The organism is Pseudomonas sp. KSR10, assembly GCF_022355455.1.
GTDB classification, from domain to species: domain Bacteria; phylum Pseudomonadota; class Gammaproteobacteria; order Pseudomonadales; family Pseudomonadaceae; genus Stutzerimonas; species Stutzerimonas stutzeri_E.
On sequence record NZ_JAKOEN010000003.1, the window covers coordinates 1 to 13,144 of the forward strand.

Here is a 13,144-nt window from a genome sequence, read left to right on the forward strand (position 1 = left end):
CCGGCGCCGGCCGCCACGCCAGTAGAAGCCGCCGCGCCTGCCGCCCAGGAGCCGAGCCTGTTCAAAGGGCTGGTCAAATCGCTGGTCGGTCTCTTCGCCGGCAAGCAGGAAGCCCCGGCCGCTGAAGTCAAGCAGAAGCCCGCGACCAGCAGCCGTCCGCAGCGCAACGACGAGCGTCGCAGTGGCCGCCAGCAGAACCGTCGCCGTGATTCACGCAGCAATCGCGACGAAGAACGCAAGCCGCGCGAGGAGCGTGCTCCGCGCGAAGAGCGCGCCCCACGTGAAGAGCGTCAGCCCCGCGAAGAGCGCCAGCCTCGTCCTCCACGCGAGGAGCGTAAGCCACGCGAAGCCCGTGAACCTCGCGAGCCGATCGAGGCCAACGACAGCCCGGCGCAGCCACAGCCGCGTCGCGAACGCACGCCACGCGAGGATCGCCAACCCCGCGAAGAGCGCAAGCGCGAATTGCGTGCACCGCTGGATGAGCCAGCCCAGACCACTCCAGTGGGGGCTGCCAGTGAGGAAATCACCGAGCGTAAACCGCGCCCGCCTCGCGAAGAGCGTAAGCCTCGCGCAGAGCAAACCGCGAGCACGGACGAACTGCAGCAAAATGACACCGCAGAAGCCACGCAGGATGAACAAGAGTCGACCGAAGGCGGAGATCGTCCGCGTCGTCGTTCCCGCGGTCAGCGTCGTCGCAGCAACCGCCGTGATCGTCAGCGTGATGCCAACGGCAACGAGATTGGCGAAGAGTCCGAGAACAACGTTGCCGAAGTCAGTGAAAGCAATGCACCGGTGAAATCCGAGCAGGTTGCCATTGCCGCGACGGCAGCCGCCCTAGCGGCGAACACGGCCGACACCGACACAGCACCAGCGGCGATCCAGGCCGAGGCGACGTCGGAAACGCCAGCGTCAGCCAATGCCGAAACGGCTAACACGACCGAAACGGCGAAGCCCGCAGAAGAAGTCAACCCAGCGCCAACAGGCGACACCACGACACCGACTATCGCAGAAGCCGCACCAGCCACTGCCCCGCAGCCAGAAGCTAGCCAACCAGAACTTTCGGCAATCGAGCCTGAGGTCGCGCAAGCACCGGTCGAACCGGTTGCCGAACAGCCAGCGGCAGCGCCCGTCGAACCGGTAGCTCCAGTTCTGACAGCGACCGGCCGCGCACCCAACGACCCGCGCGAAGTACGTCGTCGCCGTCTCGAGCAGGAGCACCAGGCCAAGGAAGCAGCCGAAGCCGAAGCGAAGGCCGCCGAAGCGAAAGCTTCAGCCGAAGCACAGACGCCAGCGGAACTGGCAAGCCCTGAAATCGTTGTCAGCGAGGCGGTTGATATTGCATCGGCCGAACAACCAGTCGCCGATTCAGCCAGCAGCAAGGAAGAGCAGGCCATCGAACCGGCGCAGCCACAAACGGCCGAACCAGAAGCCGAACAGGCCGTCACAGAAGCTGTTCTGCTCGAGGAACCGATCAAGCCCACCACGGAAGCTGCCCCTGAGGTGGCCGACGAAGCCACCGAGCAGGATGACGCCGATAAGCGCCAGAACTGACAGGCACAGCAGTAAAAAAGGGATGCTTCGGCATCCCTTTTTTGTGTCCACGTGCCCGTCACTGGAACCTACAGGAAATGGATACGCCGATAATCCTCGACACGGCACAACCGAAAGCGATCAGACGCAAGCCGCCCGCCATACCAACGAGTAGAGCGGCCGAACGGACTCCGTATCAGATGACGTTGGGCTCTATTTCCAGCTGCACGCCAAAGCGTTCGGCAATATCCGCCTGGATGCGCCAAGCCAGATCCAGAATCTGCCGACCGGTGGCCTGACCATAATTGACGAGCACCAATGCCTGCAACCGATGCACACCCGCGTCACCGTCCCGATAGCCTTTCCAGCCCGCTCGCTCGATCAACCAGCCGGCGGCAAGCTTGACCTGCTCGTCGCCTTGCGCAAACGCCACCAGATCGGGGTATCGCGCCCGCAATGCAGCTGCGATCGACTGAGGGACCAAAGGATTCTTGAAGAAACTGCCTGCATTGCCCAAAACCCGGGGGTCGGGCAGCTTCTCGCTGCGAATGGCACAGACCGCACGACTTACATCCATTGGCGTCGGATGGCGGATATCGTGCTGTTGCAACCATTGGCGCAGAGGCCCGTATTCAAGCTTCAGATTTGCCGTTCGCTGCAGCAAAAAGCGCACCCGCAGAATGACGTAGCGCCCGGCCTCGCGCTTGAACAAGCTGTCACGGTAGCCGAACTGGCACGCTTGCAGATCGAATTCAACGAGACCTCCAGTTTCACGGTCCAGCGCGGTCAGCCCAGCGAACACGTCTTTGATTTCGACGCCATATGCACCAACGTTCTGAATCGGTGCAGCGCCGACGGTACCGGGGATCAGGCTGAGGTTTTCCAGGCCGGACAAACCGAGCTCCAGGCTGTGCAGCACGAAAGGATGCCATGACTCCCCCGCCGCCGCCTCGATCACCACCTGCTCACCGTCGTCATTGAGCACCCGCACGCCCCGACTGGCCATGCGCAGCACCAGCGCATCCACATCCGCAGTAAGCACCAGGTTGCTGCCACCACCGAGTACCCACAGCGGGGCACCAAGACGGCGAGCCTCGGCGAGCGCCTCGACTACCTCCTGGTCGTTATGAGCCTCGGTAAAGCGTGCCGCGCTCGCCTCGACAGCCATCGTATTGAAGGCCTTGAGCGAGCGGTTCTGTTCGATGATAAGGGTCACAGACGCTCCCTGACCTCGTTAAGCAGGGCGACGGATGCCCTTTCGATCAGGTCAAGCACCTGCTCGAAACCGTCCTGGCCACCAAAATACGGATCAGGCACAGCATCTTCGCCCAGGTTGTATCGGCGCAGGAACAGGTCCAGCTCACCGCGCGAGTTCGAGGGCCGTAGCGCCTGCAGTCGCTCCAGATTCTCGTGATCCATTGCCAGGATCAGATCGAAGCGCTGGAAGTCCTCGACCGCCACCTGTCTCGCTCGTAGCGTGCTGAGGTCATAGCCTCGCCTGGCGGCCGCCTGGCAGGACCGCGGGTCCGGCCCTTTACCGACGTGCCAACCACCGGTTCCAGCAGAATCGATGGAAATGCGACCTTCCAGCCGAACGTCCTGCACGTGCTTGCGAAACACCGCCTCAGCCGTGGGCGATCGGCAGATGTTGCCCATGCAGACGAATAGGACGTTCATGCTCAGGCTCCGAGCTGCTTGCGGACACGCTCGAGATCTTCTGCGGTGTCGACGCCAGCCGGAGGCGCCTCGATCGCATCGGCGACGTGAATGCGTTTGCCATGCCAAAGCGCGCGCAACTGCTCGAGGCACTCAGTGTTTTCCAACCAGCAAGGCCCCCAGGCGACGAAGTCGGCCAGGAATCCGGCCCTGTAGGCATAGATGCCGATATGTCGACGATAGGGAACCTCAGCCGGAAACGCGTCCCGGTCACGGGCGAAGTCATCCCGCGCCCATGGCAACGGCGCACGACTGAAGGTCAACGCCAAGCCATTGATATCGCTAAGTACCTTCACTACGTTGGGATTGAACAACGACTGCGCGTCGATCATCGGCTCGGCAAGCGTGGCGATGGCCGCTTCCGGATGTGCGTCGAGGTTGCGCGCGACCTGATCGATTACCGCAGGAGGAATCAACGGCTCATCGCCCTGCACATTGACGACGATCGCATCAGTCTCGAGGCCCAGCTTATTCGCCACTTCGGCGAGGCGATCTGTGCCCGAATTGTGATCGATACGTGTCAGCAACACCTCCGCCCCGAAGTCTTGGCAAGCCTCGAGAATCCGCTTGTCATCGGTAGCCACCACCACTCGCTGCGCACCGCTCTTGCAAGCTTGCTCCCAGACGTGACGAATCATCGGCTTGCCTGCGATGTCTTGCAGCGGCTTGCCAGGCAGGCGGGTGGACGCATAACGCGCCGGGATCACGACCGTGTAAGGGCTGCTCATTTGTCTAGGCGCTCGTCCACTTCCAAGGTGCGGGCTTCGCTTTCCAGCATCACCGGAATCCCGTCTCGCACCGGAAACGCCATGCCGTCGGCTTTGCAGATCAGTTCGGACTTGTCGTCGGTGAGCTTCAGCGGGCCCTTGCAGAGCGGGCAGGCGAGAATATCGAGCAGTTTGGTATCCATGCGCAGTCCTTGGATGCAGCCGACCGCACCTGGCAGATCGAGCGGCTTAGGGGTGTTCAGGTAGCAATCGGCCCAGCTGTGTATCGAACCAGGTCACGAACGCCGCCGATGGCTCGGCCTGCACCTGCAGATAACACCAGCCCGGCGGCGCGAATGCCCGGCATTTGACCGCATCCTTCTCCGTCATCACCAAGGGTAGCTCGGGGCTGAAACTCAGCTGCTCCAGGCTATAACGGGCGTGGTCGGCGAAGGGATGCGGAATCGGTCGCCAGTGTAGCGCCTCGAGCGTACTGAAGAAACGCTGTGGATTACCGATCCCGGCGACCGCGTGCACCTGCTGGCCTGGAGGGAAATGATCAAGCGACCAAGCCTGATTGCTTGCCAGCTCGATCAATCGGGATGGCCGCAAGGCGAAGCCGAAACCGGACGGACTGTCGGTCAGTGCTCCATTGAAAAGCACCGCGTCGACCGACTCCAGCCGTTCGAGCGGTTCACGCAGCGGGCCGGCAGGAAGACAGCGAAGATTGCCCAGGCCACGCGCAGCATCGATGAGTACCAGTTCGAGGTCGCGAGCCAGCCGGTAGTGCTGCAAGCCGTCGTCGGAAAGAATGAGATCGAGTGGCTCGCACTCGAGCAGTCCGCGAACGGCGCGTGATCGATCCGGATCGATCATGACCGGAGCGCCGGTTCGCTGCGCGATTAAAAGCGGCTCGTCACCCGCTTCGGCCGCCGAGTGGTTGGGCATCACTCGCCAGGGATACGACGGTGGTGTGGCGCCGTAGCCACGGCTGACCACCCCCACCTTCAGGCCGCGGCGACGGCAATGTTCGATGAGCCATAGAATCAGTGGAGTCTTGCCGGTTCCGCCAACGGTGATATTACCCACCACCACCACAGGCACCGGAGCGCGGTAACGATCTGTCGCACCGTTGATGAACTTCTTTCGCTTGGCGACGACCACACGCCGGTAGAGCGCCTCCAGTGGCGCGAGCAACGCCAGGGCCGGGTGCCCTTCGTACCAGGCTCGCTGCAGACGGTCGGCGAAGGACATCAGGGCTCCGGCTGGGCCTCGACGGTGGTGATACGAAGCTGCGCAAAACCGAGCTTTCCGGCTGCATCCATGGCTGTGATGACGGCCTGATGCGGGGTCTTGCCATCAGCGCTGATGATCATCGGCAGGCTGGTGTCGCCGCCAGACTCCTTGCTGAGAGCTGCCATTAACGTACTCAGGTCATGCTTGATCAACGTCTTGCCGTTCAGGGTAAAGCTGCCATCGACATCGATGACCACTTCCAACTGCTTTTTCTCGGCATCCTGGGGCGGCGTACCACTGGCCGCTTCAGGCAAATCCACCTTGAGCTGTGTTTCGCGGGTAAAGGTCGTGGTCACCACAAAGAACAGCAACAAGATGAACACCACATCGATCAGCGGAGCCAAGCCGATGTCGACGTTTTCTCGCGCCTTACGTCGAAACTTCACGCCTTGCCCTCACCCAGATCGACGTCGCGGTCGCCCTGTACGACCTCGACCAGCTTGATCGCCTCCTGCTCCATTCCAACCACCAGTTCTTCGACGCGGCGCAGCAGGAAACGGTGAAAAAACAAGGCCGGGATACCGACCATCAGGCCAGCCGCCGTGGTGATCAATGCCTTGGAGATACCCGCAGCGAGCAAGGGTGCATTGGCCATGCCTGATCCCATGAAGGCACTGAAGATCTCGATCATTCCGAGCACGGTGCCTAGCAGGCCGAGCAATGGCGCGATGCCGGCAATGGTACCCAACGCATTGAGGTAGCGCTCGAGGTCATGGACGACACGCGCCGCAGCCTCCTCGATACACTCCTTCATGATCTCCCGGCCATGTTTGGAATTGGCCAGGCCCGCAGCTAGGATCTCGCCGAGTGGCGAATCCGCGCGCAGCTCTTTAAGTTTCTGGTTGCTGAGCTTCTTGTCCTTGATCCACTTCCACACCTGACCGAGGAGGTGCGACGGAGTCACGCGACTGGGTCGTAGCGTCCATAGTCTTTCGATGATGATGCCAGCCGCGGCGACGGAACATAGAATGATTGGCAGCATTATCCAGCCGCCCGCTTTAACCAGCTCCCACACGAGATGAATCCCCCTCGAAAAAGTGGCGCCACTCTAGCATAGGGCCGACGAACCGCCGACGGCCACGGTTCTCATTTTTCCCGCCAGAATCGCCGTTCGGCGCGCAATCCTCGAATGGGCTCGAAACGGCCGAGACGGATCTGCAGAGCACCCAGTTCAGCCGTATCGAAAATCCGGGCGCCCGATGCCCGCAAACGTTGCACGACATCCGGATGCGGATGGCCGAAGGCGTTGTGCAGGCTGCGCGAGACAAGCGCGCCTTCGGCACCGGCTGCCTGGATGAATGCGGTTGAAGATGAGCTGCGGCTACCGTGATGCGGCACCAGCAACCACCGCACGCCCAGCGGCAGTTTGCTCGCCAGCAGCGCCTGTTCGGCCAGCGTATCGATATCTCCGGTCAATAGCAGGCGTTCACCGCCGGCTTCGACCAGCAGCACGCACGACGACTGGTTTCCATCCTGGGCTTGTGACCATCGCCAAAGCGTAAAGCGGACCTGCTCCCATTCCCAGTGCTCTCCAGAGCGGCACGCCTCGGCACCCAGCGAAGCAGGCAGTCTTTCCGGCTCACCGCTGAGCACTCGCGCCAACGGCATCAGCCTCTTGATAGCCATGGCGCCACCGGCATGATCGCTGTCAGCGTGACTGAGGAGCATCAGGTCGAGATCGGTCAATCCCAGCGTTCTCAACGACGGAAACACCACCCGCTCGCCAATATCGAAGTCGCCATAGCGCGGTCCCGTGTCATATAGAAGTGCATGTTCCCGGGTGCGCACCAGCACGGCCAGCCCCTGACCGACATCAAGCACCCAAATTTCCGCCTGTCCCGCTGCGGGTTTGTTTACTGGCGGAAATAGCAACGGCGCGAGAAGCAACAGTCCCAACGCTCGAAATGGCACCCCGGCCGGCAACAAAAATAGCAGCGTCCCCAGCGCGACCAGCACCCAGGCCCATATCGGCAACGATGCCGGTAGCCATGCAGCCTGCCAACCGGCAAGCCATTGCAGCGTATCGAAAAGGAACGCCAACAGGCCACCCGCCAACCATAGCAACGACTCACCAACGCCCGCCAACCACAGCAGCGAAACCCCCATCAGAGACAGCGGCACGATCAGCATGCTGACCAGTGGCACCGCAAAAAGATTGGCGATTGGACTGCTCAGGCTCACCGGCAAGCCCAGCGCAAGCAATGCCGGCAACAGGCCGAGCGCCATGCACCACTGGGCACGGCTCAACGCCCGCCACCAGTCCCAGCTGCCCAGTCGACCACGGAAGACCAATGCGAGCAGCGCCACGGCCAGGAAAGACAACCAGAATCCCGATTGCAAACTAACCAATGGATCGATTAGCAAGACGCCATCGAGCGCGACGAGCAGCGGTAACCAGACACCGAGATGTCGAAACCGCAAGCGCCACAACAGCACCAGCGCGACCATCATCGAAGCCCGCTGAACCGGGACTTCGAAGCCCGCCAACCAACCGTATGCGAGTGCTCCGAACAGCGCCAGACCGCAGGCACAAGGCAGCCAGTCGATCCGCCGCGGCCAGATGCCCCAACGCGCCAATAGCGCAACCAGGCTATAGAGCAGACCGGCCAGCATCCCCACATGCTGTCCCGAGATCACCATCAAATGCACGGTTCCGGTGTCCTGCAGGATGCGCCAGTCTGACTTGGACAAACCACTGTCATCGCCAACCACCAGCGCTGCAATTGCACCCGAGCGTCCTTGGGCGTCAACCGCCATCAAGCGTTGGCGCAACCGATCGCGCCACGCCAGGTTCCCATCTGCAAACGCCACCCGCTCGCCTGCTTTGATCGTGCCGCTGGCACCGATCCGACGTGCAAGAAGCCAGGCCTCGTAATCGAATGGATGGGGATTGACCAGGCCACGTGGTCTTTTGAGCTTGGCGGCAAGCCTCCATCGCTCTCCCGCCTGGATCATCGGTCCACCGTACCAGGCCAGGCGCATCCGCGAGGGTAAGCCGGCATGTCGGGATGAGACATCAACCAGTTCGAAGCGCACCACACCGTCACGAACATCCGGCAGTCCAGTCACCTGCCCTTCAAGCCAGAAGGTACGACCGTCGAGTTCGGTCGGGAGGCGGTCGCTTAACGCCCAATGAGCACTCAGGCAGGCCCATGCGAGACCGCAAAGAAAACAGCCAAGCGCTCGCCAACGAAACGGCAACAAGACCAGTCCCGTCACGAACATGAACGGCAGCGACCCAAAAGGTGGCAGTTGCGGTAGAAAGCGCAGCAATAAAAGGCCTGCCGCCAGTGCCAGCAAGGCTGTACGCATGAAACATCTCCTGGATTCCCTTCCAGCGATCAGCACATCCGTAGAAGACGGCTACCGAGTCACTGTGGCATCACCGACATCCTGTCGGCCGCCACAGTGTAGAATCCATGTCACAAACTCATCTCAGCGCCGGGTCTCGTTTCAGGCATAATCGGGCGCGCTTCAGCCCGCCAGAGAATCTTCATGCCGCGTCGTTTTTTCAAACGCTACATGCCGCACCCCGATCGCATAAAGACTCACAAATCTTTGCGATTTCTCGGCACCCTGACTCACGATCCAAACCTGCTCCACCTCAACCGGCATTCGGTTTCCAGAGCGATAGCCATTGGCCTGTTCTGGGCCATGATTCCGATGCCCATGCAGATGTTGGCCGCCGCGCTATGTGCGGTTCCAGCCAGGGCCAACCTGCCAATAGCCGTAGGGCTGGTCTGGCTGACCAACCCATTGACCATGCCTCCGGTTTTTTATTGCAACTACAAGGTCGGCGCCTGGCTGATGGATACCCCGGTTTCGCCGATGCCGATGGAGCTGACCCTCGCATGGGTGCAGAAGATGCTCAGCAGTCACTGGGAGCCCTTGTATCTAGGCTCTCTGGTGGTCGGCCTCGTCTTGGCCGTGCTCGGTTACATTGCGACTCAGGCCTATTGGCGCTGGTGGGTCAGCCGCAGTTGGCGCAAGCGCCAACTGGACCGCCGCTGACACGCACACCTACTCATAGCGCAGCGCTTCTGCGGGCTGAGTCTGCGCTGCACGCCAAGCGGGATAGAGTGTCGCCAAGAAGCTCAGGATCAATGCGGCTAGCGTCACCAACAGCACATCCTCCAGACGCAGCTCTGATGGCAAGGTGTTGATGAAGTAGACGTCGGAGCTGAAGATGTGTTGCCCCGACACCCGCTCCAACCATCCCACCAGCGTACTGACGTTGAGCGCGCCCAACACACCTAGGACGGTACCTATCAGCGTGCCGGTCAGGCCAATGATGCTGCCCTGCACCATGAAAATCGTCATGATCTGACGAGGCGTCGCCCCCAGGGTACGCAAAATCGCGATATCGGCACGCTTATCGGCCACCACCATGATCAAGGTGGCGATAATGTTGAAAGCGGCAACCGCCACGATCAGCAGAAGCAGCAGCCCGATCATGGTCTTTTCCATCTTCATGGCGCTGAACAGACTGCCCTGTGTGAGCGACCAATCCTCGCTGCGGTAACCGGCACCAAGCCTGGCAACGAGGTCGTGCGCAACCTCCGGAGCGCGATACAGATCTGCCAGTCTGAGCCTGACACCTTCGACCTGGTCCGGTTGCCAGCGAAGAATCCGCGCCGCATCGGTCCGATGAATCATGGCCAGGCTGCCGTCCAGTTCGGCGCCCACCTTGAATACCCCGACGACATTCAATCGCTGCATGCGAGGCGTGATGCCGCCAGGCGCGTCAGTGAGCTCAGGGACAATGAGGGTGAGCTTGTCGCCCAGTTTCAAACCGAATCGCCGCGCGGTCATCAGCCCGAGAATTACGCCGGACTCGCCCGGTTTGAGATCGTCGAGCCTGCCGGCGACCATCTTCGAACCAAGTATCGATACCTTACCTTCGGCCTGTGGATCGATGCCCTTAATCTCGATCGGCTGCATCGAGCCCTTGAATGAAAGCATGCCCTCCAGCTGAGTGATTGGCGCGGCGCCGAGCACTTCGGGATGCGACCGGAGCTGCCCGGCCAGCGATTGCCAGTCAGCCACAGGATGTCCGTCACCGGCGATCACGACGTGCGGAACCATTCCCAGAATGCGGTTGCTCATCTCCCGCTGAAATCCGTTCATGACGGAAAGCACCATGATCATCGCCAGCACGCCCAACGAAAGTCCGATCATGGAGGTCAAGGAAATGAAGGAGATGAAATGGTTGCGACGCTTGGCCCGCGTATAGCGACTGCCAATGAAGATGCTGAGCGGCCTGAACATTACCCGGCCACCAACCGGCCGTCTTCCAGGCGCAGAATGTGGTCCATTTGCCCGGCGAGTTGCGGATCGTGAGTAACGACGAGAAACGCAGTGCGCAACGAGCTGCTCAACTCCAACATCAGATCCTGAATACCTTGGGCGGTATGGTGATCGAGGTTACCGGTAGGCTCATCGAGCAGGACCAGCGCCGGGCGGTTGGCCAATGCACGAGCAATCGCCACGCGTTGACGTTCGCCCCCGGACAGCTCTGACGGCTTGTGCGCCAACCGGTGGCCGAGCCCCACACGCTGCAACAGTTCCGTCGCACGTGCCCGTGCATCGACGATCGGCGCCTTGCCGATCAGCAATGGCATGCAGACGTTCTCCAGAGCGGTGAATTCGGGCAACAAGTGGTGAAACTGGTAGACGAAGCCCAGCGCGCGATTACGCAACAGCCCACGATCCTTTTCGCTAAGGGCTGAAAGCTCCTCGCCGGCCAGCCAGACGCTTCCTTCGCTCGGTGTATCAAGACCACCAAGCAGGTTCAGCAGCGTACTTTTACCCGAGCCCGAACTGCCGACGATGGCAACCCTCTGCCCCGGAAACAACTCCAGTTGCAGGCCGGACAGCACACTGACCGACTCCGGGCCCTGCTCGTAGCGTTTTCCCAGGTTACGGCAACTCAATACCGCACGATCGTTGGATGACCTTTCATTCATAACCAGCTCACTCATATCGTAGCGCCTCGGCCGGTTGGGTACGGGCGGCACGCCACGCCGGGTATAGGGTGGCAAAAAAACTCAGGACGAGCGCTGCGACGCAGACTTGGATCACGTCGGCGGCCAACAGTCGAGACGGGAGATAATCGATGAAGTACACATCAGCGCTGAGAAACTTGTGTCCGATCAGGCGCTCCAGCGCAGCGATCCAACCGCTAACGTTCAGTGCTGCGAAAATACCGAGCAAGGCGCCTACCAGAGTACCGACGACGCCGATGACCGTGCCCTGAACCATGAAAATCGCCATGATCTGCCGGGGCGTCGCGCCAAGGGTACGCAGGATGGCGATGTCTCCGCGCTTGTCGGTCACGACCATGACCAGTGTGGAAATGATATTGAAGGCGGCCACCGCGACGATCAGCAGCAGCAGCAGCCCGATCATGGCCTTTTCCATACGGATCGCCTGATAGAGATTGCCATGGGTGCGGGTCCAATCGCGCGAATAGAAGTCGTCACCCAACTGGCCCGCCAATTCCCATGCAATACGCGGAGCCTCGAACAAATCGACGAAACGCAAACGCAGCCCTTGGACCTGATCGGGCTTCCAGCGATGCAGCCGTGCGAGGTCGGAAATATTAGCCATCGCCACGTAACCGTCGATCTCACCCGCGCCTACATGGAAGATGCCGCGTACCGTGAAGCGCTTCATGCGCGGGAAAACACCCGCTGGGGTGACCGTCACTTCAGGGGCGACGAAGGTGATCTTGTCGCCGACACCAACACCGAGTTTTTCGGCCGCCTTGTCACCAATAACGATGCCGAACTCTCCAGGCACCAGATCTTCTAGCGTGCCCTCTCGAAAGAACTGGCCAACAATGGATACGTCCGGTTCGACCACTGGATCCACGGCATTGACGAGAGTCTTGGTAACCTGGCCGCGGTGGGTCAGCAAGCCCTGCATCTGAATGAACGGCGCTACCGCTGCGACCTGCGGATGCTGCGCGAGCCGCTGCCCCAAGGCTTGCCAGTCGTTGATCGGCGTCGCGCTTTCGATCGTGGCGTGCGGGACCATGCCCAGCACGCGACTGCGCATTTCTTGGTCGAAACCGTTCATCACCGACAACACGACGATCATCACCAGCACGCCGAGCGCGAGCCCGATCATGGATGTGAAGGATATGAAGGAGACGAAGAGGCTGCGACGTCTGGCGCGTGTGTAGCGCGCCCCGATATACACGGACAGCGGTCTGAACATAAATCGATGAGTTCGCTTTCGCTGGCAGGAAATAACAAGCTGAATGACGTTGCCAGGCGGCCTGATACACTCAAGCCATCACTGCAGCCCGGGGATCGACATGCCCACAGAAGACACCGAAGATCGCCGCGAATACTATCGTATCGAGGACATGATCGCACTGGAAATCCTGCCGCCGGAACACGCCGAAACAGTCTCCGGTAGCGGCTCAGTGCGGCTGTTCGACTTGCTTGGTGAACTGCACCAGCTCGATTTCGAAGCACAGTACCTGCTGCGCCAGATCGCAGAGGGGAATCGCACGCTAGCCAACTATCTGAAGGTGCAGAACAAGCGCATCGACCTCTTGGGCCAAGCATTGGCACAGGACCTGATAAAAGACCTGGGGGCAGCACGCGAGGTTGTGCTCTCGGAAGGCGGCATCAGTTTCGTCAATGACCAGCCGCTCGGCGAAGACACGCTCTGGACGCTCAAGCTGGTGTTGATGCCGCAATGTCTGGGCATGTTGTTACGCGCCCGCGTCGCGAGCTGCCAGGCCCTCGACGACGGGCGCTTTGCAATCGGCACGTCCTTCGAAGCGTTGACTGATGCACAACGGCAACTGCTCGCGCGGCATATCCTGCAGAAACAGGCGACGGAACGACGCCTGGCTCGTGAAAGTCTGCAAGGAACCTGAA

13 protein-coding genes and 1 pseudogene are annotated in these 13,144 nt (G+C 60.9%); 3 read left to right on the forward strand and 11 right to left on the reverse strand.

The window, feature by feature from the left end; translation table 11 throughout:
- Positions 1-1,551 (forward strand): annotated as a pseudogene (locus MCB86_RS00615) (ribonuclease E/G); the annotation flags it as partial.
- Between the two features lie 175 nt (positions 1,552-1,726).
- On the opposite strand, the gene murB reads toward MCB86_RS00615, so the two are convergent.
- The 8 genes from murB to MCB86_RS00655 form a co-directional block, all read right to left on the reverse strand.
- Positions 1,727-2,746, reverse strand: coding sequence for a UDP-N-acetylmuramate dehydrogenase (murB, locus tag MCB86_RS00620; protein ID WP_239609075.1), 1,020 nt, complete (start codon positions 2,744-2,746; stop codon positions 1,727-1,729).
- Entirely contained in the window at positions 2,743-3,207 is a 465-nt protein-coding gene (locus MCB86_RS00625) for a low molecular weight protein-tyrosine-phosphatase (protein ID WP_239609077.1), read from the reverse strand. Before MCB86_RS00625 ends, murB begins: the two co-directional genes overlap by 4 nt.
- Positions 3,208-3,209: 2 nt before the next feature.
- Positions 3,210-3,974, reverse strand: a complete 765-nt coding sequence (gene kdsB / locus MCB86_RS00630; RefSeq protein ID WP_239609079.1) for a 3-deoxy-manno-octulosonate cytidylyltransferase — start codon at positions 3,972-3,974, stop codon at positions 3,210-3,212.
- Positions 3,971-4,156, reverse strand: a complete 186-nt coding sequence (locus MCB86_RS00635; protein WP_025241005.1) for a Trm112 family protein — start codon at positions 4,154-4,156, stop codon at positions 3,971-3,973. Before MCB86_RS00635 ends, kdsB begins: the two co-directional genes overlap by 4 nt.
- A gap of 46 nt (positions 4,157-4,202) precedes the next feature.
- Entirely contained in the window at positions 4,203-5,207 is a 1,005-nt protein-coding gene (gene lpxK / locus MCB86_RS00640) for a tetraacyldisaccharide 4'-kinase (RefSeq protein ID WP_239609081.1), read from the reverse strand.
- Positions 5,207-5,635: a biopolymer transporter ExbD gene (locus tag MCB86_RS00645; RefSeq protein WP_045162886.1), complete on the reverse strand. Its 429-nt coding sequence runs from the start codon at positions 5,633-5,635 to the stop codon at positions 5,207-5,209. Before MCB86_RS00645 ends, lpxK begins: the two co-directional genes overlap by 1 nt.
- A complete protein-coding gene (locus MCB86_RS00650) occupies positions 5,632-6,264 on the reverse strand; it encodes a MotA/TolQ/ExbB proton channel family protein (RefSeq protein WP_045162887.1) in 633 nt (210 codons plus the stop codon). Before MCB86_RS00650 ends, MCB86_RS00645 begins: the two co-directional genes overlap by 4 nt.
- A 71-nt stretch (positions 6,265-6,335) precedes the next feature.
- Positions 6,336-8,561, reverse strand: coding sequence for a DNA internalization-related competence protein ComEC/Rec2 (locus MCB86_RS00655; protein ID WP_239609082.1), 2,226 nt, complete (start codon positions 8,559-8,561; stop codon positions 6,336-6,338).
- 183 nt (positions 8,562-8,744) lie between these two features.
- Here MCB86_RS00655 and MCB86_RS00660 point away from each other — a divergent pair, with 183 nt between their 5' ends.
- Positions 8,745-9,260, forward strand: coding sequence for a DUF2062 domain-containing protein (locus MCB86_RS00660; RefSeq protein ID WP_045162888.1), 516 nt, complete (start codon positions 8,745-8,747; stop codon positions 9,258-9,260).
- A 9-nt stretch (positions 9,261-9,269) separates the two neighbouring features.
- Here MCB86_RS00660 and MCB86_RS00665 read toward each other — a convergent pair whose 3' ends face one another.
- From MCB86_RS00665 to MCB86_RS00675, 3 genes are read right to left on the reverse strand one after another with little or no spacing between them, the layout of a single operon-like run.
- A complete protein-coding gene (locus MCB86_RS00665; protein ID WP_239609084.1) occupies positions 9,270-10,517 on the reverse strand; it encodes a lipoprotein-releasing ABC transporter permease subunit in 1,248 nt (415 codons plus the stop codon).
- Positions 10,517-11,215: a lipoprotein-releasing ABC transporter ATP-binding protein LolD gene (gene lolD / locus MCB86_RS00670; RefSeq protein ID WP_045162939.1), complete on the reverse strand. Its 699-nt coding sequence runs from the start codon at positions 11,213-11,215 to the stop codon at positions 10,517-10,519. The genes MCB86_RS00665 and lolD overlap by 1 nt, the downstream gene beginning before the upstream one ends.
- Before the next feature lie 7 nt (positions 11,216-11,222).
- The gene (locus MCB86_RS00675; RefSeq protein ID WP_045162890.1) at positions 11,223-12,470 is read right to left on the reverse strand and encodes a lipoprotein-releasing ABC transporter permease subunit; all 1,248 of its coding nucleotides are present in this window, start codon (positions 12,468-12,470) and stop codon (positions 11,223-11,225) included.
- A gap of 100 nt (positions 12,471-12,570) precedes the next feature.
- Between MCB86_RS00675 and MCB86_RS00680 the strand changes: the two genes are divergently transcribed.
- Complete coding sequence (locus tag MCB86_RS00680; protein WP_045162940.1) at positions 12,571-13,143, forward strand: PilZ domain-containing protein; 573 nt, start codon at positions 12,571-12,573, stop codon at positions 13,141-13,143.
- The last annotated feature ends 1 nt before the right edge of the window (position 13,144 follow it).